Origin of the sequence: Ferrovibrio sp. MS7 (genome assembly GCF_038404985.1) — a bacterium.
Lineage (GTDB): Bacteria > Pseudomonadota > Alphaproteobacteria > Ferrovibrionales > Ferrovibrionaceae > Ferrovibrio > Ferrovibrio plantarum.
Genome location: NZ_JBBKBA010000002.1, coordinates 668,955 through 690,984, shown reverse-complemented (window position 1 = coordinate 690,984; position 22,030 = coordinate 668,955). Strand labels below are relative to the sequence as shown.

The window sequence follows — 22,030 nt, the reverse complement described above, 5'->3', positions numbered from 1 at the left end:
GCCGCCCGGCTTGCGATGTTGCTGGTATTTCTCGGCCTTTCCGCCTGCCAGTCCGTGACGGTTCCGGACGAGCCGCCGGCTACGGCGCAGCAGATGGTGCATCGCGAGGGCGTGCCGCACACGGATGCCCAGGGCAACCTGCGCCGCGCCTATGATCCGGCCCGTTCCTTCTTTCCCATCGGCGCCTACCACGCGCTGCATGGCGAAGCCTTCGGCCAGAAGCATGATCTCGCATTGTTCAAGCAAGCCGGTTTCAACACGGTGCATCTGTGGCCGGTGCAGAATATTGATGCCGCCCTGGATGCTGCCGAGCGGCTGGGCCTGCAGGCAATCGTGGAGAACCCCGAAGAGACGCTGGCGCGACGGCGCTGGCAGAGTCCGGCCATTCTCGCCTGGATGCTGGAGAATGAAGCAGCGCAATTCGTCTCCGACGCGGACACGCCGGCCCGTCTGGCTGTGTTCGACCAGACCCTGGCGCGCTTTCGCAGCTTCGATCCCGGGCGCGCCTCATTGATCGTTGATGGCGCAGGCCTGGCGCCGATTTACTATCAACGCTGGGCGGCATGGCGGGAAAAGGCCGATATCTCGGCTCTGTTCAACTACCCCTTTTTCCGCCGTGCCGACCCGGTGCAGCATATCGAACGGGTGGCACGTACCATGTCGCGGGCCGTGCGTCTGACCGAGGGAAAGAAGCCGGTCTGGTATATTTCCCAGGCTTTCGCCGATACCCGTATGGGCTGGTACATGCCCGATGCCGAGCAGTTGCGCGCCACGATCTATACCGCGCTGGTGCATGGTGCCACCGGGGTGATCCATTTCAGCTATGACAGCCACGGCACCCGCGATGGTGACGTGCTCGGCTACAGCCCGTCGCCAATCGCCGATTACGGCGACGTGCCGGACTATGACAACAGCAAGAAGCCGGCACTGGTGGCAACGCCGCAGCAACTTCGCCAGTCACAGGCGATGTGGCGCCAGGTGGTGGCACTGAACCATGAACTGGCCCTGGTCGGCCCCAGCATGCTGCAGCCGACAGCCGATCTCGCCTGCACGGTGAAAGCCGACGGTCCCTATCGCCGCAGCCAGCCGATCCGCCTGATCGTCAAGCCGGCGGATAATGGCGACCTGCTGCTGATTGCGGTGAATATCGAGGATATGGCGCTGAACGTCGACATTACCTGCGACCGTGTCATCGCCACGCTCGCGCCATTTTTGCCGGTTGCCATGCCGGAGATGACACTGGCCGAGCCGAATCTGATCCGCGACCGCTTCACGCCCTTCGGCGTGCGGCTGTATCGCCTGCGGCTGGCATGACCGCTTTGGCCCAGCCGGATTCTCGCCGCGACTGGATGGCGCTGGCCTGCTGGCCGCTGGCCGCCGTGCTGCTGCTGGCTTTCGTCAATGCCTTTCCGGCCTGGCAAGCCTTGAGCGTGCAGCTTGGCGGCGGGGCCAGATGGCTGCCGATGCTGGCGCTTACGGCTGTGCTGCTGCCGCTGGCCTTGATTGCCTGGCGGCGGCGGCCCTGGGATTGGCGGCTGCTGCTGGCCGCGATCATCTGCGCGGCGCTCGGGTTGCTCGCCACCGATCCGGCCTTTCCGGCGAAGCGGATTCATGTCGCGGAATATGCCGTGCTGGCGCTGGTGCTGCGCCGCGCGCTGTGTCCCTGGTTCGCCGGCTGGCCGCTCACCCTGATGGCCGCTTTGCTCGGCCTGTTTGCCGGCATGCATGATGAAATGCTGCAGGGCCTGCTGCCGAGCCGCAGCTATGGTTTGCGCGATATCGGCGTCGATGGCCTCGGCGCGCTGGCCGGCACCCTGCTTGGCCATGGCCTGGGCCTGACGACAGGCAAAAGCGTGGCACAACTCTCGTTCCGCCGGGCCAGCCTGCCGGCGCTGCCGCTCGGCGTCGGTCTCATGCTGCTGCTGGTGCCGCTGGAGCGTCTCGCGGGCTATCCGATCCCGCCCTGGACCGTTGCGCCGCTGCTGGCTGGCGCTGCCGTGTTGCTGCTGCTGCCGGACTCGGACCCGGCGGTGCGGCGCCTGCATCTGCTGCTTCTGCTGTTCACCGCGCCGCTGGCGCTCTATCCGCTGCTGAGCCATGTACCGCCGCTGGTTTTTCGCTAGCCTGTTCGGCATCGCTGCCCTTGCCGCCGCCGCCAGTGTCTGGTTGCCGGGCGCCGCACCGCGCCGCAATGTCATCCTGCTCACCGTCGAAAGTACGCGCTTCGACATGGTGCGGCCGGAGATCGCGCCGCATGTTTTCGAGGCCGCGCAACAGGCGCTGCGCTTCCAGCGGCATCGCGCCATCTCGGCCTGGACAGCGCCGAACGCGGTGGCCCTGCTTACCGGCCTCGATGCCTATGAGCAGGGTATCCATGCCGCTGGCGATACCGTGCCGCGCGACCGCGAATTGCCGCTGCAGGCCTTGAACCGCCAGGGCTGGCGCGTTGCCGGCCTGCAGGCCTTCATGCATATCGAGCAATTCCAGCATCTCGGCCTGCTGGTCGAGCCGGCCGGCGCTCCGCTGCCGTGGCTGGCTGGCCGCGTGCTCGACCGCCAGCCGTTCTTTCTCTGGCATCACTATCTTGAAACCCATCTGCCTTATGCGCCGGACCCGGCTTTCGCGCCGGATTGGCGCAAGCTGCTGCCGCCGGGCGATGCCGCCGCCGCGGCGCGGATCCAGGCAGTGAACACCCAGCCTTCGATTCCAGCCGGCAGCATCGACTTCCAGGCCAGCGACCGCGCCGCCATCGTCGCCTTGCATGAAGCCACCTGGCGCCAATTCGACGCCTGGTTCGCGCAGTTCTGGCAGTTCTTCCAGGCCAGCGGTCTGGCGCAAAACACCATTCTGGTGCTGACCGCTGATCATGGCGAGGAGCATCTCGAACGCGGCCAGGTCGGCCATGCTTCCACCACGCATCGTGGGCAATTGCATGAGGAGATCGTGCGGCTGCCACTTTTTGTCTGGCTGCCGCCGGATCTGGCCCAGCCGCCGCGCGATCTGGTCCATCCGACCGATCACCGCGCGGTGATGCCGAGCCTGATGGCCTGGCTGGGGCAGGCGAAGCTGCCTGCGCCGCTGCTGGATGAGACACAGAAGCCTTGGCGCGCCCTGACCAGCCTTGCCGGCTTTGCCGAGCCTGATCCGAAGCAGGTGCGGGAATTCATCGCCGCCCGCATCGAGGGCGACTGGAAGCGTATCGAGCGCCGCGTTGATGGCGTTGTTGTGGATGTCGAACTCTTTCATTTGCCCGATGATCCGGGCGAAAGCCGCAATCTGATCATGGCGCAGCCGGAAATCGCGGCGCGGCTTGCTCTGCCGATGCAGCAGGATTTCTACGCGCGCCGTGTCGACCGCCGCGAAGTCGCAACCGCTACCGCCGGACCGGCGCCGCGCTGGCGCCTGCCATCAGGCAGCCGCGCGCTGCGCTTTGCCGATATCGCCGAGGGCGTGAAGTTGGCCTGGAGCGGCGATTCCGCCGCGCGATATGTGCTGGAATACGAAGCCGGCGAGGGCGGTGCGTTGAGCCTCAAGGGCCGGTTGGATGTCGATGGCCTGGAGAAGGATTTTGGCCGCATCGACGAAGTCTACTGGCGCAATTATGTCTTGCCCTATGGCCGGGTGCGGCTGCGTGTTGGCCTCAGCGGACGCGACGATGCCTGGAGTGAGTGGATAGAGGTGAGGGCTTTGCCATGAGTGGCGCGACGATGCGGAATCTGGCTGCGGGTATAGTGCTGCTGCTCAGCTATGCCGCCTATGCGCAAGGTGCGCTGACCTCGCCGCTGCTTGACCCGGCCCGGCCAGAATATGTCGCCGCCGCCAACCAGGTGGTCAAGGAAGCGGCGCAGGAAAACGAGACGGAGCGCTACCTCGCCGAACTCTACTGGCAGCGCTATCCCGATGTCGCGGCGGACCGGGTATATGGTCCCAAGGGGGCGCATGGCATCTTTGGGGCGCGCGAGCATTACCAGCGCCATGGCCGGCATGAGGGGCGGATTTGGGGCCTGGAGGGGACGCCACAACCCCGCCAGCAATAATGGGGCTGTAACTTAGCGCCGCCGGCCCATGCCGCAGGGCTGGCCGCGCAGGCGGCTGTCGCAGAGTTCGACGCTCTGGATCAGGCTCGCCCATTCATCGCCGGTCTTGTCATCGCGCAGCGGCGGCGGCAGTGCATCCTTACCGCCGCGCCAGGCATGTTGCACCAGATACAGGTTGTCGATGCCCTGGATGATCTTGGCCATCAGGAATTCATTCGGCTGGCGGCCAGCGGTCTTGCCGTCCACGCATTGCATGGCGAACACCGCGATGGGATAGCTCTTCTCGAATTGCTGTTCCACCGGATGGCTGTCGAACTTGCCGCAATCCTTGCGCCACTCCGCCTGCAACGTTTCCGCCACGGTCTTGGGGCTTTTGCCGGTGACGCCGACATAGACGATGATCGCCACGCGCTCGGTCCAGGTCTCCAGCGTCTGGTTGCTCGGCACCAGTTCCACCACGCGCTTCTCCTTGCCGTTATCCTGATAGACCGGCTTGAAGCTGGGCAGCGGCGGCAGCACGAGCTGCTCGGCCGGCGGCGCATCCTGGGCATGCAGCGCGGCGGGCAGCAACAGGAGAAGAAGCAACGCAAGGATACGCATGAAACCGGACTCCGGGCTGGTGGCGGCGTTTAGATTAAACCTTTGCCGCGGAAACTGGTATGGCCGTGGCGCCCGACGATGACATGGTCATGCAGGGTGATGCCGACGGCTCGGGCGGCCTCGCGCACCTGCTTGGTCATCTCGATATCGGCCTTGGAGGGGGTGGGGTCGCCAGATGGATGATTGTGGACGAGGATGACTGCGCTGGCCTGCAACTCAAGGGCGCGGCGCACCACCTCGCGCGGATAAACCGGAGTGTGGTCCACCGTGCCGCGCTGCTGTTCCTCGTCGCCGATCACCGTGTTCTTGCGGTCGAGGAAGATGACGCGGAACTGCTCCACCGGATCATGCTGCATGGCAGCATGGCAATAATCCAGCAGCGCCTGCCAGGAGGAGATGACATGCTTGCGCATCACCTCACCCTTCAGCAGGCGCAGGCCCGCTTCGCGCGTCAGCTTCAGCATGGCGATCACGGTTTCCGAACAGCCAGCCCGCCGCAGCCGTTCCGGTTCGGCGCTGAGCAGGGTGCCCAGGCTGCCGAATTGATCGACCAGCGCCTTGGCCAGCGGCTTCACGTCGCGGCGCGGGATGGCGTTGAACAGCAGCAATTCAAGGATTTCGTAATCCGGCATGCCGTCGCCGCCAGACGCCAGGAAGCGCTCGCGCAGGCGTTCGCGGTGGCCGTGATAATGCGGCTTGGCGGCATCTTCGGCCAAACCATCTGCAGCGGTGCTAGGCTTTGGCCCCGCGGCCTTAGGCATGGCGGCCGTCAGGCATAGGGCGGCTTGTGCCAGCCCTTGGGCGAGAGCGTAAAGATCTCATGGCCGGTTTCGGTAACGCCGATCGAATGCTCGAACTGCGCCGACAGCGAACGGTCCTTGGTCACTGCCGTCCAGCCGTCGGACAGCAGCTTCACCTGCCACTTGCCGGCATTCACCATCGGCTCGATGGTGAAGAACATGCCAGCCCGCAGCGGCACGCCGGCGCCAGGCTCGCCGTAATGCAGGATGTTCGGCGGTTCGTGGAAAATCCGCCCTAAGCCATGGCCGCAGAAATCGCGCACCACGGAGAAGCGTTCCTTCTCGACGAAGCGCTGGATGGCATAGCCGATATCGCCGGTGGTGGCGCCGGGCTTCACCACCTCGATGCCGCGCATCATGGCTTCGTAGGTCACTTCGGTCAGGCGGCGGCCCTTCACGCCGACATCGCCGACCATGAACATGCGACTGGTATCGCCGTGCCAGCCATCCAGGATCACGGTGACGTCGATATTGAGCACATCGCCGTTTTCCAGCCGCTTGTCGCCCGGGATGCCATGACAAACAACGTGGTTCACCGAGGTGCAGATCGACTTCGGATAGCCGCGATAGCCCAGCGGCGCCGGCACGGCGCCATGCTTGAGGATAAAATCGTGGCAGAGCTGGTCGAGATGGCCGGTGGTCACGCCGGGTTCGACATACGGGGTGATGAAATCGAGTGTTTCGGCGGCCAGACGGCCGGCGCGCCGCATGCCTTCGAAATCCTCCGCCCGATGCAGACGGATGGCGCCCGGGCGCAGCGCCTCGAGATCGTCCTCATCCAGCAGGGCGGCATTCTTGTTCACGGAACTCTATCCTTCGGTTTCGCCTTCAGTTTCGATCGGCAGGGCGCGGGCAAGGGCAATGCCTGCCTCCGTCACGCTGCAATCGTAACATAGCGCTTCAACCCCGGTTTTCCTAGCCTCGCGGTAGGCGGCGGCATAGCCGGGGTCGAGGTCCGGGGCGAGGCGGAAGTGGCTGCAATCCGGGCGTTGCACCAGGTAAAGCATCAGCGCCCGGTTGCCCTGGCGCACCTGGTCGGCCAATTCCCCAAGATGCTTGGCGCCCCGCGCGGTGACGCAATCCGGGAACTCGGCCAGCGGCGGGCGGCGGCTCAGATGCACATTCTTGATTTCCAGGTAAGCCGGCTTCAGGCCCTGGCCGTTGAGCAGAAAGTCGATCCGGCTGTTGCGGCCATAGGGCACTTCCGGGCGGATATCGGTATAGCCGGCCAGCTCGCGGATGCGGCCCTGCTGCAGTGCCTCGGCCACCAGGCGGTTGGGCAGCGTGGTGTCTATCCCGACGAGGGCACCGCTGCCAGGGATTTCGCTCAGCACCCAGCCCCAGGCCAGCTTGCCCTGGCCGGGCTTCAGCCACACCCGCATGCCCGGCTCGGCCAGGCCCAGCATGGCACCCGGATTGGGGCAATGCGCCACCACTTCGGTGCCATCGGGCAGCCGCATGTCGGCCAGGAAGCGTTTGTAGCGCCGGATCAGGGTGGCCGGCTGCAGGGGATGGGGAAACAGCATGCCCTGCCATAGCCTGAGGTTGAAATCAGGTCCAGGGCTGGTCTGGCCTCGGCCGGGGGGAAATGCTATGTCCAGGGCGCCATGACGGATAGCCCAGCCAACCCGCCCAAGATCGTCACCGCCGCCATGCTGGTGATCGGCAACGAAATCCTTTCCGGGCGTACCCGCGACGCCAACATGCACTTCCTTGCCGGCAAGCTCACCGAACTGGGCATCCGGCTGGCCGAAGCGCGCGTGGTGCCGGATGTGCCGGAGCGCATCATCCGCGCGGTGAACGAGCTGCGCGCCACCTATGACTATGTCTTCACCTCGGGCGGCATCGGCCCGACCCATGACGACATTACCGCCGACTGCATCGCCCAGGCTTTCGGTGTCGGCATCGACATCCACCCGGAAGCGCGCCGCCGGCTGGAGGCGCATTATGAAGCCGGCATGCTGAATGCCGCCCGCCTGCGCATGGCCCGCATTCCCGATACCGCCAGCCTGATCGACAACCCGGTGAGCGCCGCGCCCGGCTTCCGCATCGACAATGTGCTGGTGATGGCCGGCGTACCCTCGATCTTCCAGGCCATGGTGGCTTCGGTTGCCGCCGATCTGGTGGGGGGCGACAAGCTGCTGTCGCGCACTGTGATCGCCCTGATCCCGGAAGGCGCCATCGCGGAGCAGCTCGGCGCGTTGCAGCAGGAATTTCCGGATGTGGATATGGGGTCCTATCCGGCTTTCCGGGGCGGCAAGGCATCCTGTGCCATCGTGATGCGCTCCACCGACAAGGCGCGACTCGATGCTGCCGCCGAAAAGATGCACGGCATTTTCCGCGCCATGGGCGGGGAGCCGTTCGAGAACGAGATCGTTTGATGCGTCTGCCCAAAGCCCTGATGTTCGCGGCCCTGCTGGCCGCCGGCGCCGCCCAGATATCCCTGTCCATGCTGCCCGCTTCATCCGCCTGGGCGCAGATGTCCAGCGCGCTGCAGCCGCCGCCCCCGTTCCTCGGCAAGGACCTGTTGGCGCTCTGCCAGGCACCCGATGCCAGCCCGCAGCGCAACGGCTGCCTGCGCTACCTGCAAGCGGCGGTGGCGATGTATGAGGCGTTGGTCGGCGAGGGCAAGGAGATTTCCTGGTTCTGCGCCCCGCGCGAAGCCCCGGCCGCGACGTTGCGCCAGCAATTCGTCGAATACGGCGCCGAAAATGCCGACGACATGGCGCAGGATGCGATCAAGGCGGTGCGCATGGCATTGTCAGATGCCTTTCCCTGCCAAGAATGATGGGCCCCGGCCAGGAATAATTGGTTTTTCCAGGAATAACCGGCGCCTTGCTTTTGCCCGAATCCAGGCGCAGCATTAACCTCAATCCATTCCAGGAGGAATGCGCTTTGCGCCGTTTGCTGCCCCTGATCCTGGCGGCATTCCTTACCGCCTGTGGACCGGCCATGGTCTGGGACCGGCCGTTCACCTCGGATGCCGCCCTTCACGCCGACCAGCAGGAATGCCGGCAGATGGCGCGCCAGCAGGCTTTTGCCGAAACCTGGCCGCGCTTCGGCTCTGGTTTCGGGTATCGCGGCTGGTATGACCGCCATGGCCGCTATTACCGCGACCCGTTCCCCTATGATCCGTTCTTCGAGCGCGAGCAGCGTGAGGCATCGCTCAGCGATTTCTGCATGCGGGCGCGGGGCTACCGCCTGACCCCGGTACAGACAGGCACGTCATGACGACACGTCTGCCGTTGTTTGGCCTGTTGCTCTTGGCTGCCTGCGCGCCGGCCACAGAATGGCGCCGCGCCGATACGGCGCCTGAGCAGCGGCTGGCCGACGAGAAGGGCTGCCATGCTGTTGCCGACTACCAGGCGTTTGACGAAAGCTTCGGCACCACGGCGAAATATCCGCCCTTCCGCGACACGCAATTCATTCAGGGCGGCGGCGATGATGGCGGCGGCGGTCTCACCGTCAGCTACAGCCAGCGCGGCCCCCGGCTCTATGAACTCACCGAATACTGCATGCAGCAGCGCGGCTATTCACTGGTGCGGCTCGACAAGGTTGGTGCGCGATGAAACGACTGTTGCTTGGTATTGGACTCCTTGCGCTGGCCGGTTGCGGCACCGCCTCGGAATGGGCGCGCGACAACACTTCGCCGGAGCAGCTTGCGAAGGATGAACGGGAATGCCGTGCCGTTGGCGATCAGAAGGCTTTTGACGCCAGCTTCAAGCCGCGCAGCTATGGTTTTGGTGCCGGCATGACCACGGAAAGCCCGAGTTATTTCGAGCGCGGCGCCGACATGTATCTGTTCACCAACGAATGCATGATGCAGCGCGGCTACCGGCTGGTACCGGTGCCAGCACCCGGGCAGCTAAAGACTTCCTGAAACGCCTGAGCAGGCTGCCGCAATTATGCTGCAATCCGGCCCTGGGATTGCCCGAAACCGATGATTGCATAAGTTCCCGGGCGGCAAGGTCCGCCTGGGAGCAAAAAGATGCGAGCGGCAATCTGCATGGTTGGCGTTGCGTTACTTGCGGCATTCACGCCGCATCAGGTTTTTAGCCAGGATAAGGAAACGAGACCGGCTGAAAGTATTTTTCAAGCTCAACATGGCCGGAGTCTGTATTCCATGGCGCAAGGGGCGCGTCACTGGGGTAGCGGCTCTCCGAGTGACAATACCTGGAGGCCCAACACGGGCAACCAGGCGTCGCGCCAGCCTTGGAGGCCCCATGCGGTCATCCAATCGTCACGCCGGGAAGCATTCGACGACGACTACAAGAGCCGGATGCGCCAATATGGCCAGAGTCACTTTCCGCTGAAGCCAAATGCACCGGAATGCCTGGCGCCGCATAATGACCGCAGTTTCTCCTGGTCAATGGTGATGCGCGATCCGCAGCCGGGCCGTGGCGGCTGGAGGGATTGGCAGCCGGGCTACTATAGAGACTGGCGGCGCACGGACGCGAACTGCCAGTAGATTTCCTTGGTCTTATATCTCTTCTGCTCTGTGGCAAGCCACCAGGCGCCCATCCAGCGGGCGCAGGGCGGGTGTCTCGGTGCGGCAGCGTTCCTGCACGAAGGCACAGCGTTCGGCCAGCGCACAGCCGGGCTGATCCGCCGGGCGTATTGCGGCATGGCCTTGCAGCAATTGCCGCTTGCGCCGCGTGCCGGGCAATGGCGGCACCGGCTGCGGCAGGGCGGCCAGCAAGGCACGGGTATAGGGATGCGCTGGCTGGCTGAAGATGGCGCGGGTCTCGCCCTGTTCGACGATGCGGCCCAGATACATCACCGCGACTTGAGCGCAGAGATGGTCCACCACCGCCAGGTTATGGCTGATGAAAAGGTAGGTGACATCGAAACGCTGCTGCAATTCCGCCATCAGGTTCAGCACGCTGGCCTGCACCGAGACATCCAGCGCGCTTACCGGCTCGTCGGCGACGATCAGCTTCGGTCGCGTGATCAGCGCCCGGGCGATGGCGATGCGCTGGCGCTGGCCGCCGGAGAATTCATGCGGGTATTTCTCCGCATCGGCGGGCCGCAGGCCGACGGCGCCCAGGGCCTCTGCCACACGGCTTACACGCTCCGACTTATCTACGTTCAGCAGGGCATCCAGTGGTTCGGCAACGATGCGGCCGACCCGCTGGCGCGGATCGAGCGAACCATAAGGGTCCTGGAACACCATCTGGAAATCGCGCCGCGCCGCCCGCAGGGCTGCCGCGTCCAAGGCATTGAGGTCCTGGCCCTGGAAGATGACGCGGCCCTGGTCCGGTCGTTCCAGTGCCATCGCCAGCCGCGCCAGCGTGGACTTGCCGCAGCCGCTCTCGCCGACCAATCCAAGGCTGATCCCCGCCTGTAACGTCAGGTCGACGCCGTTCACCGCCGGCACCAGGCGCGGCTTGGCGAACAGGCCGCCGCCGGGCAGGCGGTAGACGCGATGCACGCCCTCGATGTGCAGCAATGCCGTCATGGCGCGGCCTCGCCGGGATGCCAGCAGGCCGCAACATGGCCCGGCCCGATCGGCACTGGCGGCGGCATCTGTGCGCGGCAGGTCTGGTCGGCAAGCGCGCAGCGCGGCGCGAAGGGACAGCCTGCGCCCAGTTCATGCAGATCCGGCACGATGCCGGGAATGGTCGGCAACAGACCAGCGCCCCGGCCCAGACGTGGCATGGCGGCGAACAGGCCGCGCGCATAGGGATGCGCCATGGCGGCGAATACCTCATGCACCGGGCCCTGCTCGGCGGCGATGCCGGCATACATCACCAGCACCCGGCGCACGCTCTCGGCGATCACGCCGAGATCGTGGCTGATCAGGATCAGCGCCATGCCGCGTTCGGCCACCAGTTCGTCGATCAGGTCTAGGATCTGGCCCTGGATGGTCACGTCCAGCGCCGTGGTCGGCTCGTCCGCCACCAGGATGTCCGGGTTGCAGGCCAGGGCCATGGCGATCATCACGCGTTGGCGCTGGCCGCCCGAAAGCTGGTGCGGGTAGGCGTCGATGCGCTGGCGCGGATTGGGCAGGCCGACGCGGTCGAGCAGGCCCAGCACGCGTTCCTGCGCCGCCGCCCGCGTCAGTCCTTCATGCAGCAGCAAAGGCTCGGCGATCTGCTCGCCGATGCGCTGCAAGGGGTTCAGCGAGGTCATCGGTTCCTGGAAGATCATGCTGATGCGGTTGCCGCGCAGCTTGCACAGCTCGGCCTCCGGCAGGCCGACCAGATCGCGGCCCTGGAAGGCGATGCGGCCCGAGAGTTTCGCGCCATCGGGCAGCAGGCCCATCAGCGCCAGCGCGGTCATCGACTTGCCGCAACCGCTTTCGCCGACGATACCCAGCGTCTCGCCGCGTTCCAGGCTGAAATCCAGGCCGCGCACCGCCGCTGCCGGGCCGCGTGCGGTGGCTAGTTCGACGCGCAGGTTTTCGACCTCCAGCAGCGCCATGGGCTAGCGTTGCCGCGACAGGCGCGGATCGGTGAGATCGCGCAGGCCGTCGCCCAGCAGGTTGAGGCCGAGGACGCTCAGCATGATGGCGAGGCCGGGGAATACCACCAGGAACGGGCTGCGGAAGATCATCGCCTGGGCTTCGTTCAGCATGCGGCCCCAGGAGGGCGTCGGCGGCTGGGTGCCGAGGCCGAGATAGGACAATGCCGCTTCCGCCAGGATCGCCAGCGCGAACTGGATCGTTGCCTGCACCACCAGCACCGCCAGGATATTGGGCAGCACATGCTCGATGGTGATGCGGAACGCGCCTTTGCCGGCGGCGCGGGCGGCGAGGATGAAATCGCGCGCCCAGATCGCATTGGCCGAGCCGCGCGCCACGCGGGCGAAGATCGGAATGTTGAAAATCGCAATGGCGATGATCGAATTCAGTGAATTCGGCCCCAGCACGGCGGCAAACATGATCGCCGAGAGGATGGCCGGGAAGGCGAAGGTGAAATCGGCGAAACGCATGATCAACTCTTCCAGCCAGCCGCGCCGCGCCGAGGCCCAGAGGCCGAGCGCCGTGCCGATGCTCATGCCGATGCCGACCGCGACGACGCCGACGATGATGGAATTCTGCGCGCCGACCAGGATCATGGAAAACACGTCGCGGCCATAGGGATCGGTGCCGAGCCAGTAATCGGCGGAAGGCGGCGCTAGGCGGCGGCGGATATTGATTGCCGTCGGGCTGTAGGGCGTCCAGATCAGGGAGATCGCCGCCATGCCGAGCATCAGCAGGGTCAGCACGCCGCCGCAGAGGAAGCTGCGATGCTTCAGCGCGCGCTTGAGGAAATCAGACATCGCGCGCCTGCAGCCGCGGGTCGATCACGGCATAGAGCATGTCGACGACGAAATTCACCATCACCACGGTGAAGGCGAGCAGGATCACGGCGGCCTTCACCACTTCGATATCGCGGTTGGCGATGGCCTGGAATACCAGCCGGCCGAGGCCCGGCAGCGAGAAGACCTGCTCCACTACGATGGCGCCGGCAAGCAGGCCGCCGAATTGCAGGCCGATCACCGTGATCACCGGGATCAGCGCGTTGCGCAGCACATGGCGGCGCAGCACGGCGCCGCTGGAGAGCCCCTTGGCCCGCGCCGTGCGCACGAAATCCTCGCGCAGCACTTCCAGCACGCTGGAGCGCGTGATGCGTGCCAGGATCGCCGCCTGCACCACGGCGAGCGAAAGACTGGGCAGCACCAGGGCCTTGAAGCCGGCGGCCGCGTCGGCCCAGCCGGGAAAGCCGCCAGCGGCGAACCAGCCGAGATGCACCGCGAACAGCAGGATCAGCAGGATGCCGAACCAGAAACTGGGAATCGAGATGCCGATCTGGCTTAAAGACATGATCAGCACATCGCCGAGCCTGTTATGCCGCTGCGCTGCGAACAGGCCGAGGCTCAAGGCCAGCAGCACCGTCAGCGTCATGGCATTCAGCGCCAGCGGATAGGTCAGCCACAGGCGTTCAGCGATCAGCGGCCAGACGGGAGTCTTGTAGGCATAGGAGATGCCGAAATCGCCCTGCACCAGGGCGCCGATCCAGGCCAGGTAGCGGATATGCGCCGGGCGGTCGAGGCCGAACTGGCTGCGCAAAGCGGCAAGCTGCTCGTCGGTGGCATCGGTGCCGAGCAGCAGCAGGGCGGGATCGCCGGGCAGGATTTCCAGCACCAGGAACACGATCACCGACGTGGCCAGCAGGGTAGCCAGCAGGGTCAGCGCACGCTTGAGCAGGAAACCCGGCAAGGTCTAGCTCCAGCGCCGGGCCGAGAGGCGGCGGAGCAGGTCGCTTTTCTCCTGGGCGGTCAGGGCGGGCCAGGCGCCGATCTCCTCGCCGGTGCGCCAGCAGCCCAGGCAGAAGCCCGTGCTGACATCGATCCGGCACACTTTGGTGCAGGGCGAGGGCGGATGCGCGTCGGTGTCGTCCCAGGCGGCCATTTCTCGCGGGTATCACCCCCGGAAGTTCCTGTCCAGTACTGCAATTTAAGGCAATTTCCGCCCCCCAACCCTTGATGCCCCTGGGGTGAGCGCTTATCTGTCGGACGCGCCAGGGAAAAGACCAGGGGAGTGGCTGGGCACAATGATCGAAATTCGCGATTTGGTGAAGAAATTCGGCCCCTTCACCGCTGTGGATGGCATCAGCCTCACGGTTGGCAAGGGCGAAGTGCTTGGCTTCCTCGGGCCCAATGGCGCCGGCAAGTCCACCACCATGAAAATGCTCACCGGGTTCCTCACACCCACCTCGGGCAGCATCAAGGTCTGCGGCCATGACGTGGCCGAGGACCCGCTGGCGGCCAAGCGGCTGCTCGGCTACCTGCCCGAAGGTGCCCCGGCCTATAGCGACATGACGGCGCGCGGCTTCCTCGATTTCATCGCCGATGTGCGCCGCCTCTCCGGCTCGGAGCGCCAGTGGCGGCTCGACAAGGTGGTGGACCAGGTCAACATCAAGGAAGTGCTGGACCAGCCGATCGACACGCTGTCGAAGGGCTTCAAGCGCCGCGTCGGCCTGGCCCAGGCGATCCTGCATGATCCGCCGGTGCTGGTGCTGGACGAGCCGACCGATGGCCTCGACCCGAACCAGAAGCATGAAGTGCGCGGCCTGATTCAGGGCATGGCGGCGGAGAAGGCGATCATCATTTCCACCCATATCCTGGAGGAAGTGGAGGCGGTGTGCCGCCGCGCCATCATCATCGCGCGTGGCCGCATCGTCGCGGAAGGCAAGCCGGAAGGCGAGGGCTGGCGCATCGGCGACATCCTGGCCCAGCCGGGCCGGCTTGATGCCGCCTTCCGCCAGCTCACCCAGTCGCGCCAGGCCGCTTGAGGAATTTCACCATGACCGGATTGTCCGCCGTGTTCCGCCGCGAGCTTGGAGGCTACTTCTCCACGCCCGTCGCCTATGTCTTCATCGTGGTGTTCCTGTTCACCACCGGCATCTTCACCTTCTATCTCGGCCAGTTCTTCGAGCGCGGCCAGGCCGACCTGAAGGCCTTCTTCCTGTTCCATCCCTGGCTCTACTTGTTCTTCCTGCCGGCCATCGGCATGCGGCTATGGGCCGAAGAGCGCAAGAGCGGTACCATTGAGCTACTGCTCACGCTGCCGATCCCGCTGGGCCAGGCCGTGCTGGCCAAGTTCCTCGCCGCCTGGGCCTTCGCCGGCATCACGCTGGCGCTCACCTTCCCGTTCTGGATCACGGTGGCCTGGCTTGGCCAGCCGGATCATGGCGTCATCCTCGCCGGCTATCTCGGCAGCCTCTTGATGGCCGGTGGTTATCTCGCGATCAGCTGCTGCCTCTCGGCGCTGACCCGCAATCAGGTGATCGCCTTCGTGCTGAGCGTGCTGGTCTGCTTCATCTTCACCGTGTCCGGCGCGCCGATGGTGCTGAACTTCTTCTCCGGCTGGGCGCCGACCATTCTGGTCGACACCATCGCGTCGTTCAGCTTCCTCGGGCATTTCAATGCCATCATCGAAGGCGTGATCGACCTGCGCGATCTGATCTATTTCATTACCCTGATCGCCGCCTGGCTCTATGCCACGGCGGTGGTGGTCGATATGAAGAAGGCGGGCTGAGCCATGAACGCGCGCAGCAAGACTCTCCTCACCGGCACCGGCCTTGTCGCGGCTTTTGCCCTGTTCTTCGCCGTCAACGTCGCCTCCAACCAGGGCCTGCGCGATGCGCGGCTGGATCTGACCCAGGCGCGGCTCTACACGCTCTCGGACGGCACCCGCAATGTGCTGAAAGGGCTGCAGGAGCCGATCACGCTCCGCTTCTTCTTCTCCGACAAGCTCGCCACCCAGGCGCCGCAGATCAAGCAGTATGGCCAGCGCGTGCGCGAATTGCTGGAACGCTACGCGGCGCTCTCTGGCGGCAAGCTGCGGCTCGAAGTGATCGATCCGGAGCCGTTCTCGGAAGCCGAGGATCGCGCAGTTGCCGCCGGCATTCAGGCGGTGTCGCTCGGCCAGTCCGGGCAGAATTTCTATTTCGGCCTGGTTGCCACCAATAGCGTCGACCAGCAGGAATCGATCCCGTTCTTCCAGGCCGACAAGGAACAGTTCCTGGAATATGACCTGACCAAGCTGATCTACGGCCTGAACAACCCGAAAAAGCCGTCGATTGCCATCATCGGCTCGCTGCCGCTGGAATACGGCCCGGGCGGCATCATGGCGGCGATGCGCGGCCAGGCGCAGCCCTACCTGGTGCTGGGCCAGGTGAAGCAGTTCTTCGATGCCAAGGTGCTGGAAGCGCCGAAGCCGGAAGACATCACCGACAAGTTTGACACCATCGTGCTGGCGCATCCGAAGGACCTTTCGGATGAAGCGCAGTATGCCATCGACCAGTTCGTGCTGAAGGGCGGCCGCCTGATCGCCTTCGTCGATCCCTATTCGGAAACCATGGCGGCGATGCCGAACCCGATGACCGGCCAGCCGATGCCGGGTGGCGACAGCGGCTCGCTGCTGCCCAAGCTGTTCCAGTCCTGGGGCGTCGATATCGAGCCGAAATTCGTCGCTGACCTGAGCCTGGCGCAGCGCGTGCAGACCGGTCGCCAGGGTGCCGGCGCGATTGCCGATTACATTCCGTGGCTGGCGCTGACTGAGGCGCAGATGAGCCATGACGACATCATCACCGCGCAGATCACCTCGATCAACGTCGCTTCCGCTGGCGCGATCAAGAAGCGCGAGGGTGGCACCACCACGATCACGCCGCTGATGCAGTCGTCGAAGAATGCCATGCTGATGGATGTGGCCGACCTGCGCGGCGATCCTAACCCGCAGGCCCTGGCCGAGAAGTTCAAGGCCACCGGCGAGACCTACACGCTGGCCGCCCGCATCACCGGCCCGGCCAAGACCGCCTTCCCCGATGGCCCGCCAGCCCCGAAGGCGGATGACAAGAAGGATGGCGAGAAGAAGGAAGCTGCCGCTCCCACCCCGCAGGTGAAGGAAAGCGCCAAGCCGATCAATGTCGTGCTGGTGGCCGATGCCGACCTGTTGGATGACCGCTTCTGGGTGCGCACGCAGCAGATGTTCGGCCAGTCGCTCTATGTGCCGATTGCCGCCAATGCCGACTTCCTGGTCAATGCCATCGACAACCTGTCGGGTTCTGGCGACCTGATCGGGCTGCGCAGCCGCGGCAAGTCGCAGCGCCCGTTCCTGGTGATCGAGGAACTGCGCCGTTCCGCCGACCAGCAGTACCAGGCACGCGAGCGCGCGCTACAGAAGAAGCTGGACGAGACCGAGAAGCAGATCGCCGAGTTGCAGAGCAAGGCCGGCACTGGTGGCAGCGGCGCCAATGCCCTGGTCAGCGCCGAACAGCAGGCCGCCATCGAGGGGCTGCGGGCCGAGATCCTGACCACGCGCAAGGAGCTGCGTAACGTGCAGCGCGAGCTGAACCGCGATATCGAGAAGCTGCAGCTTGGCGTGAAGTTCATCAATATCGGCTTGGTGCCGCTGCTTGCCGCCCTGGTGGCGATCGGACTTGGCATCGCCTGGCGGCGCCGCCGGTTCGTGCGAAGTGTGGAAGGATGAGGGTTCAGCCATGAAGGGCAAGGTTGGTGTCATCCTGCTGGTAGCGGCTGTCGCGCTGAGCGGTGTGGCCTGGTATGTGGCGCAGCAGCGCGAGCAGGCGACGGAGGCGAATTTCGCTTCCAAGCCGCTGCTGCCCGATCTGGCAAAGCGGGTGAACGATGTCACTGCACTGGAAGTGGAAAGCCTCAAAGGCCGTTTCCGTATCGAGCGCGCCGGCGAATATTGGGTGATGCCGACCAAGGACGGCTACCGCGTCAAGGGCGACATCCTGCGCAAGAACATCCTCGGCATTGCCGAACTGCAGACCATCGAGCCGCGCACCGACAAGCCGGAACTCTATGACCGCATCCAGGTCAGCGATCCGGCGGCCTACAAGCCGGCAGATGAGGCCGCGAAGGCAGATCCCGGCCCGATCAAGGTGAAGCTGCTGGATGCCAAGAATACGCCGCTGGCAGAATTGATCGTCGGCAAGGTGCGCACCCGCGAGATCGGCCCGAAGCCGGCGGAACTGCATGTGCGTCTGGTCAGCGACACCAAGTCCTGGCTCGCCAAGGGCCGCGTCGATCTGCCAGCCGATCCGGTTGCCTGGCTGGACAAGGACATGGTGCGCATCGAGCGTGCCCGCGTCGCCAGCACCACCATCCGCCACAGCGATGGCGAGGTGCTGGAACTGGTGCGCACCAATGGCGAGAACGGCACCGCCAAGGACGATTTCAAGCCGGCCCAGGCGATCCCGGCGGGCAAGAAGCTGTCGTCGCAATACGACACCAACTCGGCCCCCGGCGCGCTCGCCTTCATCGCCTTCGATGATGTCGCCCGCGCCGCGGCACATGATTTCTCCAAGGCCAATGTCACCGAGATCGTGACACTGGATGGCGTGCGTGCCACGGTGCGCAGCCTGCCGGCCGCCGACAAGAAGGCCTGGGTCACTATTCAGCTCGGTTACGACCCTGCCTTGGTGAAGGAAGACAAGGACAATGCCGCCTTGCTCAAGCGGGAAGACGCGCAAAAGCAGGTCGACGAGGCCAATGGCCGCATGAACGGCTGGTCCTACCTGGTGTCGGAATACGCCGCCCGCGACCTGCTGCGCCGGTTTTCTGAGCTGCTTGAGGACGAGAAGCCGAAAGAAGAGAAGAAGGACTGAGGTTCTAGCGGCAGGCGCCCAAATGGGATTCTCGGGTCAAGCCCGAGGATGACAAAACCCATAATCGTCATGCCCGGGCTTGATCCGGGCATCCCATTCGTCCGGCGAACGCCGCCTTGGAAGCGACGAGGACGAATCGATGACCGACCAGACCATGACTTTTCAGGCCGAAGTGACGCGGCTGCTCCATATCGTCACCCACTCGCTCTACAGCCAGAAGGAAATTTTCCTTCGCGAGCTGATCTCGAATGCTTCGGATGCCTGCGACAAGCTGCGCTTCGCGGCCCAGACCGATGCCTCGCTGTGGGATGGCGACAATGAGCTGCGGGTCAGCCTTAGTGTCGACAAGGCGGCGCGAACGCTGACCATTGCCGATAACGGCATTGGCATGAGCCGCGATGAACTGGTGGCCAATCTCGGCACCATCGCGCGCTCCGGCACCGGCGAATTCATGGCCGGCCTCTCCGGCGACAGCGCCAAGGATATGTCGCTGATCGGCCAGTTCGGCGTCGGTTTCTATTCCGCCTTCATGGTGGCGGCCAAGGTGGAAGTGGTGTCGCGTCGCGCCGGTGAGCCGGAAGCCTGGCGCTGGATCTCCGACGGCTCGGGCAGCTTCACTATCGGCGAGGCCGAGCGTGAAGGCCGTGGCACCACTATTCTTTTGCATCTGCGCGAGGGCGAGGATGAATTCCTCGACCCCGCCAACCTGCGCCGTATCGTCAAGGCCTATTCCGACCATATCGCCCTGCCGGTGGTGCTGCTGGAAGAGGGCAAGGACAACGAGACGCTGAATGCCGCATCAGCCTTGTGGACGCGCGCGAAAAGCGATGTCACCGAGGAGCAGTACAAGGATTTCTACCATCACGTCGCCCATGCCTTCGATGACCCCTGGCTGACCCTCCATACCCGGGCCGAGGGCAAGCTGGATTACACCCTGCTGCTCTATGTGCCGACGATGCAGCCGCGTGATCTGTTCGATCCGGCGCGCAAGCCGGCGCTCAAACTTTATGTCCGCCGGGTCTTCATCACCGATAATTGCGAGGGCCTGGTGCCGTCCTGGCTGCGCTTCCTGCGCGGCGTGGTGGATTCCGCCGACCTGCCGCTGAATGTCAGCCGCGAGATGTTGCAGAACAATCCGGTCCTGGCGCGCATCAAGCAGGCGATCACCCGGCGCGTGCTCTCCGAACTGGAGCGCAAGGCCGAGAAGGAACCGGAAGCCTACGCGACTTTCTGGGAAACCTTTGGTGCGGTTCTGAAGGAAGGGATCTATGAGGATGCCGAGCATCGCGAGAAGCTGCTGAAACTGGCGCGCTTCCGCTCCTCGACCCAGGATGGCTGGGTGTCGCTGGATGAGTATGTCGGCCGGCTCAAGACCAATCAGACCGCTCTCTACACCATCACCGGCGACCAGCTTGAGACGCTGAAGCGCAGCCCGCAGCTTGAAGGCTTCCGCGCCAAGGGTGTGGAAGTGCTGCTGCTCACCGATCCGGTGGATGATTTCTGGCTCTCGATGGTCACTGACTGGCAGGGCAAGCCGTTCCGCTCGGTGACACGCGGCGGCGCCGATCTGGATCAGATCGAGGCAGCCGCCGATGCGCCACAGCCCGAGGACAAGGGCGAGGCGGTGGAAGGCGCGGCGCTCGGCACCCTGGTGGCGGCCCTCAAGACCATTCTCGGCGAGGCGGTGCGCGATGTGCGCGAAAGCGCGCGTCTGACCGATAGCGCCTGCTGCCTGGTCGCCGCCGATGGCGACATGGACATGCATCTCGAACGCCTGCTGCGCATGAACAAGCAGTTGAGTGCGCTCGGGCCTTCGCTCCGCATCCTGGAGATCAATCCGCGCCATCCGCTGATCCGACGCATGGCAGAGCGCGCGGCTGAGTCTGGCGCAGTAGATGCCCTGCAGGATGCGGCGCATCTGCTGCTCGATCAGGCCAAGCTGGTGGAGGGTGAGGCACTCACCGATGCCACGGCTTTCGCCCAGCGCCTGGCACGCGTGATGGCTGCGGGGATCGTTTAAGCTGTTGATCGTCATGGTCCGCGTAGGCGGACCATCTACGAGTTGCTTTTCAGTTGTTGCAAAAAGCGACTCGTGGATACCCCGCCTGCGCGGGGTATGACGGCTGGACTGGTGCTACATCCCGACGCGGCTGAGCGGCACGCTGGTGATGCCATAGCCGGCCTCAGCCGGAATGCGCAGATGCGGCTCGCCAGGCGCGTCCTTGTCTAGCACCGGCATCACCGTCATGATCGGATCGGCGGCAGAGGCCTTGAAGGCATCGCTGCTGGTGCTGCTGCGGCCGAGTTTTACCAGTTGCATGCGGGTGGCGAAGACAATGGTCTTGGTCTTGGCTTCCCACTCAGCCAGCGCGGTGTTGGGATTGATCCATTCGGATTCCACGGATTCGCCGCCATCGTGGCTGCCGATCTGGTCGGCTGGCGCCGGCGCCAGGAAGAACCAGGTATCGAAGCGTTTCGGCATGCTCACCGGCGTGACCCAATGCGCGAAGGGCACAACGGCATCCACGGCATATTCAATACCTTCGGCTTCGGCGAGGTCGAGCAGGGTTTTCTCGCCCTTGTTGAGCGGCTCGCGCCAGCCATCGAGTTTCTCCACCCGTGCGGCATCGAGAAAGCGGTCCGACCCTTTCTCCCGCGCCAGCAGCAGGCCGGATTCCTCGAAGCTCTCGCGGATGGCGCCGAGTGCATAGGGCAGTAAGTCGGCCCCCAGCCTGCCCTGGCGCAGATGGTTGCCAAGGCGCGGGTCGCTATCGCCCTCGGCCAGTTTGCCGCCCGGAAACACCAGGGCGCCGGAGGCGAAATCGATGGCGTAATTGCGCTTCACCATGAAGACCTGCAGGCCGGCTTCGGCGTCGTCGCGCAGCATCAGCATGGTGGAGGAGGCTAGCGCCGGCTTGGGGGCAGCGGCCGGGGCATCTTTCAGCGAAGCGGACATCGGGTGTTTCCTCGGACTTTTCTATTTTTGATGCTTGGTCAGGGCAGTCTACGCCGCAGATAATAGCGTTGGTAGCCGCCGGGGCCAGGCGAGCGGATGGTTTCGAAGCCGAAGCGGCCGAACCAGCCCAGCAGTGGCAGCATGGCCCGCTCCAGCGAGACTTCCAGGGCCGGCAAGCCCTGGCTGATGGCATGGCTGAGGGCGAAATGCAGCAATTGCGCGCCGACGCCCTGGCGTTGTGCCTCCGGCGCCACTGCCAGGGCATGCAGCAGCAGCGCGTTGTGAATCGGCAGCAGCACGGTGAAGCCGGCAACCCCTTCCTGGCTCTCGGCAACGAATACGGCATCGTCATTGACCAGCGCGGTATAATCGTCGCGTACCGGCTGGGGCGGCGTCGCCATGCTGCCGGCATAGATGCCATAGGCGGCATTGGCGATCTGCTTCAGCCGCTGGGTATCGTGGCGTTCCGCCGGGCGCAGCCGCGCCAATGTGGAGGGAGAGGGGCCTGCCATGGCT

General features: G+C 64.8%; 25 protein-coding genes. 14 read left to right on the top strand and 11 right to left on the bottom strand.

Annotated elements, in window-relative coordinates:
* The first annotated feature begins 15 nt into the window (after positions 1–15).
* From V6B08_RS16525 to V6B08_RS16510, 4 genes are read left to right on the top strand one after another with little or no spacing between them, the layout of a single operon-like run.
* The gene (locus tag V6B08_RS16525) at positions 16–1,314 is read left to right on the top strand and encodes a glycoside hydrolase 5 family protein (protein WP_341982867.1); all 1,299 of its coding nucleotides are present in this window, start codon (positions 16–18) and stop codon (positions 1,312–1,314) included.
* Complete coding sequence (locus V6B08_RS16520) at positions 1,311–2,123, top strand: VanZ family protein (protein WP_341982865.1); 813 nt, start codon at positions 1,311–1,313, stop codon at positions 2,121–2,123. Before V6B08_RS16525 ends, V6B08_RS16520 begins: the two co-directional genes overlap by 4 nt.
* Entirely contained in the window at positions 2,098–3,696 is a 1,599-nt protein-coding gene (locus V6B08_RS16515; protein WP_341982863.1) for a sulfatase-like hydrolase/transferase, read from the top strand. Before V6B08_RS16520 ends, V6B08_RS16515 begins: the two co-directional genes overlap by 26 nt.
* Entirely contained in the window at positions 3,693–4,037 is a 345-nt protein-coding gene (locus V6B08_RS16510) for a hypothetical protein (protein WP_341982861.1), read from the top strand. Before V6B08_RS16515 ends, V6B08_RS16510 begins: the two co-directional genes overlap by 4 nt.
* 12 nt (positions 4,038–4,049) lie before the next feature.
* On the opposite strand, the gene V6B08_RS16505 is transcribed toward V6B08_RS16510, so the two are convergent.
* From V6B08_RS16505 to sfsA, 4 genes are read right to left on the bottom strand one after another with little or no spacing between them, the layout of a single operon-like run.
* A complete protein-coding gene (locus V6B08_RS16505) occupies positions 4,050–4,637 on the bottom strand; it encodes a hypothetical protein (RefSeq protein WP_341982859.1) in 588 nt (195 codons plus the stop codon).
* Between the two features lie 29 nt (positions 4,638–4,666).
* A complete protein-coding gene (radC, locus tag V6B08_RS16500; RefSeq protein ID WP_341982857.1) occupies positions 4,667–5,353 on the bottom strand; it encodes a RadC family protein in 687 nt (228 codons plus the stop codon).
* Positions 5,354–5,406: 53 nt separating this feature from the next.
* Positions 5,407–6,219: a type I methionyl aminopeptidase gene (gene map / locus V6B08_RS16495; protein WP_341983509.1), complete on the bottom strand. Its 813-nt coding sequence runs from the start codon at positions 6,217–6,219 to the stop codon at positions 5,407–5,409.
* Between the two features lie 27 nt (positions 6,220–6,246).
* Positions 6,247–6,963 carry a DNA/RNA nuclease SfsA gene (gene sfsA / locus V6B08_RS16490; protein WP_341982855.1) on the bottom strand — a complete coding sequence of 239 codons (717 nt, stop codon included), beginning with the start codon at positions 6,961–6,963 and terminating at the stop codon, positions 6,247–6,249.
* Between the two features lie 81 nt (positions 6,964–7,044).
* On the opposite strand from sfsA, the gene V6B08_RS16485 reads away from it, so the two are divergent.
* The 5 genes from V6B08_RS16485 (at position 7,045) to V6B08_RS16465 (ending at position 9,317) form a co-directional block, all read left to right on the top strand.
* Entirely contained in the window at positions 7,045–7,818 is a 774-nt protein-coding gene (locus tag V6B08_RS16485; RefSeq protein ID WP_341982853.1) for a competence/damage-inducible protein A, read from the top strand.
* Positions 7,818–8,225, top strand: coding sequence for a Rap1a/Tai family immunity protein (locus tag V6B08_RS16480; protein WP_341982851.1), 408 nt, complete (start codon positions 7,818–7,820; stop codon positions 8,223–8,225). Before V6B08_RS16485 ends, V6B08_RS16480 begins: the two co-directional genes overlap by 1 nt.
* 107 nt (positions 8,226–8,332) lie before the next feature.
* Entirely contained in the window at positions 8,333–8,668 is a 336-nt protein-coding gene (locus V6B08_RS16475; RefSeq protein ID WP_341982849.1) for a hypothetical protein, read from the top strand.
* The gene (locus V6B08_RS16470) at positions 8,665–9,006 is read left to right on the top strand and encodes a hypothetical protein (RefSeq protein WP_341982847.1); all 342 of its coding nucleotides are present in this window, start codon (positions 8,665–8,667) and stop codon (positions 9,004–9,006) included. The genes V6B08_RS16475 and V6B08_RS16470 overlap by 4 nt, the downstream gene beginning before the upstream one ends.
* On the top strand, positions 9,003–9,317 hold the full coding sequence (locus V6B08_RS16465; RefSeq protein ID WP_341982845.1) for a hypothetical protein: 315 nt from the start codon (positions 9,003–9,005) through the stop codon (positions 9,315–9,317). The genes V6B08_RS16470 and V6B08_RS16465 overlap by 4 nt, the downstream gene beginning before the upstream one ends.
* Positions 9,318–9,917: 600 nt before the next feature.
* On the opposite strand, the gene V6B08_RS16460 is transcribed toward V6B08_RS16465, so the two are convergent.
* Genes V6B08_RS16460 through V6B08_RS16440 form a run of 5 tightly spaced genes read right to left on the bottom strand, consistent with a single transcriptional unit; the run spans position 9,918 to position 13,832 of the window.
* Entirely contained in the window at positions 9,918–10,895 is a 978-nt protein-coding gene (locus V6B08_RS16460) for an ABC transporter ATP-binding protein (protein WP_341982843.1), read from the bottom strand.
* Positions 10,892–11,860, bottom strand: coding sequence for an ABC transporter ATP-binding protein (locus V6B08_RS16455; RefSeq protein ID WP_341982839.1), 969 nt, complete (start codon positions 11,858–11,860; stop codon positions 10,892–10,894). Before V6B08_RS16455 ends, V6B08_RS16460 begins: the two co-directional genes overlap by 4 nt.
* Positions 11,861–11,863: 3 nt before the next feature.
* Positions 11,864–12,700: an ABC transporter permease gene (locus V6B08_RS16450; protein ID WP_341982837.1), complete on the bottom strand. Its 837-nt coding sequence runs from the start codon at positions 12,698–12,700 to the stop codon at positions 11,864–11,866.
* On the bottom strand, positions 12,693–13,640 hold the full coding sequence (locus tag V6B08_RS16445) for an ABC transporter permease (RefSeq protein ID WP_341982835.1): 948 nt from the start codon (positions 13,638–13,640) through the stop codon (positions 12,693–12,695). The genes V6B08_RS16450 and V6B08_RS16445 overlap by 8 nt, the downstream gene beginning before the upstream one ends.
* Before the next feature lie 3 nt (positions 13,641–13,643).
* The gene (locus tag V6B08_RS16440; RefSeq protein WP_341982833.1) at positions 13,644–13,832 is read right to left on the bottom strand and encodes a DUF1289 domain-containing protein; all 189 of its coding nucleotides are present in this window, start codon (positions 13,830–13,832) and stop codon (positions 13,644–13,646) included.
* A 142-nt stretch (positions 13,833–13,974) separates the two neighbouring features.
* On the opposite strand from V6B08_RS16440, the gene V6B08_RS16435 reads away from it, so the two are divergent.
* The 5 genes from V6B08_RS16435 to htpG all read left to right on the top strand — a co-directional run bounded on the left by V6B08_RS16435 (position 13,975) and on the right by htpG (position 20,578).
* Entirely contained in the window at positions 13,975–14,715 is a 741-nt protein-coding gene (locus tag V6B08_RS16435) for an ABC transporter ATP-binding protein (RefSeq protein WP_341982831.1), read from the top strand.
* Positions 14,716–14,726: 11 nt separating this feature from the next.
* Positions 14,727–15,461 carry an ABC transporter permease subunit gene (locus V6B08_RS16430; protein WP_341982829.1) on the top strand — a complete coding sequence of 245 codons (735 nt, stop codon included), beginning with the start codon at positions 14,727–14,729 and terminating at the stop codon, positions 15,459–15,461.
* Positions 15,462–15,464: 3 nt separating this feature from the next.
* On the top strand, positions 15,465–17,414 hold the full coding sequence (locus V6B08_RS16425; protein ID WP_341982827.1) for a GldG family protein: 1,950 nt from the start codon (positions 15,465–15,467) through the stop codon (positions 17,412–17,414).
* Between the two features lie 10 nt (positions 17,415–17,424).
* On the top strand, positions 17,425–18,558 hold the full coding sequence (locus V6B08_RS16420; RefSeq protein WP_341982825.1) for a DUF4340 domain-containing protein: 1,134 nt from the start codon (positions 17,425–17,427) through the stop codon (positions 18,556–18,558).
* A gap of 139 nt (positions 18,559–18,697) precedes the next feature.
* Positions 18,698–20,578 (top strand): molecular chaperone HtpG, encoded by a 1,881-nt coding sequence (gene htpG / locus V6B08_RS16415; RefSeq protein ID WP_341982823.1) that lies wholly within the window; start codon positions 18,698–18,700, stop codon positions 20,576–20,578.
* A 114-nt stretch (positions 20,579–20,692) separates the two neighbouring features.
* On the opposite strand, the gene V6B08_RS16410 is transcribed toward htpG, so the two are convergent.
* Together V6B08_RS16410 and V6B08_RS16405 are read right to left on the bottom strand one after the other, a co-directional pair.
* Entirely contained in the window at positions 20,693–21,514 is an 822-nt protein-coding gene (locus V6B08_RS16410) for an NUDIX hydrolase (RefSeq protein WP_341982821.1), read from the bottom strand.
* A gap of 38 nt (positions 21,515–21,552) precedes the next feature.
* Positions 21,553–22,026, bottom strand: a complete 474-nt coding sequence (locus V6B08_RS16405; RefSeq protein WP_341982819.1) for a GNAT family N-acetyltransferase — start codon at positions 22,024–22,026, stop codon at positions 21,553–21,555.
* Positions 22,027–22,030 lie beyond the last annotated feature (4 nt).

Excerpts from the sequence above, each read along its gene's own strand:
- V6B08_RS16525 (WP_341982867.1), top strand. The coding sequence starts at position 16 with ATGTTGCTGGTATTTCTCGGCCTTTCCGCCTGCCAGTCCGTGACGGTT.
- V6B08_RS16520 (WP_341982865.1), top strand. The coding sequence starts at position 1,311 with ATGACCGCTTTGGCCCAGCCGGATTCTCGCCGCGACTGGATGGCGCTG.
- V6B08_RS16515 (WP_341982863.1), top strand. The coding sequence starts at position 2,098 with ATGTACCGCCGCTGGTTTTTCGCTAGCCTGTTCGGCATCGCTGCCCTT.
- V6B08_RS16510 (WP_341982861.1), top strand. The coding sequence starts at position 3,693 with ATGAGTGGCGCGACGATGCGGAATCTGGCTGCGGGTATAGTGCTGCTG.
- V6B08_RS16505 (WP_341982859.1), bottom strand. The coding sequence starts at position 4,637 with ATGCGTATCCTTGCGTTGCTTCTTCTCCTGTTGCTGCCCGCCGCGCTG.
- sfsA (WP_341982855.1), bottom strand. The coding sequence starts at position 6,963 with ATGCTGTTTCCCCATCCCCTGCAGCCGGCCACCCTGATCCGGCGCTAC.
- V6B08_RS16485 (WP_341982853.1), top strand. The coding sequence starts at position 7,045 with ATGACGGATAGCCCAGCCAACCCGCCCAAGATCGTCACCGCCGCCATG.
- V6B08_RS16480 (WP_341982851.1), top strand. The coding sequence starts at position 7,818 with ATGCGTCTGCCCAAAGCCCTGATGTTCGCGGCCCTGCTGGCCGCCGGC.
- V6B08_RS16470 (WP_341982847.1), top strand. The coding sequence starts at position 8,665 with ATGACGACACGTCTGCCGTTGTTTGGCCTGTTGCTCTTGGCTGCCTGC.
- V6B08_RS16465 (WP_341982845.1), top strand. The coding sequence starts at position 9,003 with ATGAAACGACTGTTGCTTGGTATTGGACTCCTTGCGCTGGCCGGTTGC.
- V6B08_RS16460 (WP_341982843.1), bottom strand. The coding sequence starts at position 10,895 with ATGACGGCATTGCTGCACATCGAGGGCGTGCATCGCGTCTACCGCCTG.
- V6B08_RS16455 (WP_341982839.1), bottom strand. The coding sequence starts at position 11,860 with ATGGCGCTGCTGGAGGTCGAAAACCTGCGCGTCGAACTAGCCACCGCA.
- V6B08_RS16450 (WP_341982837.1), bottom strand. The coding sequence starts at position 12,700 with ATGTCTGATTTCCTCAAGCGCGCGCTGAAGCATCGCAGCTTCCTCTGC.
- V6B08_RS16440 (WP_341982833.1), bottom strand. The coding sequence starts at position 13,832 with ATGGCCGCCTGGGACGACACCGACGCGCATCCGCCCTCGCCCTGCACC.
- V6B08_RS16435 (WP_341982831.1), top strand. The coding sequence starts at position 13,975 with ATGATCGAAATTCGCGATTTGGTGAAGAAATTCGGCCCCTTCACCGCT.
- V6B08_RS16430 (WP_341982829.1), top strand. The coding sequence starts at position 14,727 with ATGACCGGATTGTCCGCCGTGTTCCGCCGCGAGCTTGGAGGCTACTTC.
- V6B08_RS16425 (WP_341982827.1), top strand. The coding sequence starts at position 15,465 with ATGAACGCGCGCAGCAAGACTCTCCTCACCGGCACCGGCCTTGTCGCG.
- V6B08_RS16420 (WP_341982825.1), top strand. The coding sequence starts at position 17,425 with ATGAAGGGCAAGGTTGGTGTCATCCTGCTGGTAGCGGCTGTCGCGCTG.
- htpG (WP_341982823.1), top strand. The coding sequence starts at position 18,698 with ATGACCGACCAGACCATGACTTTTCAGGCCGAAGTGACGCGGCTGCTC.
- V6B08_RS16410 (WP_341982821.1), bottom strand. The coding sequence starts at position 21,514 with ATGTCCGCTTCGCTGAAAGATGCCCCGGCCGCTGCCCCCAAGCCGGCG.
- V6B08_RS16405 (WP_341982819.1), bottom strand. The coding sequence starts at position 22,026 with ATGGCAGGCCCCTCTCCCTCCACATTGGCGCGGCTGCGCCCGGCGGAA.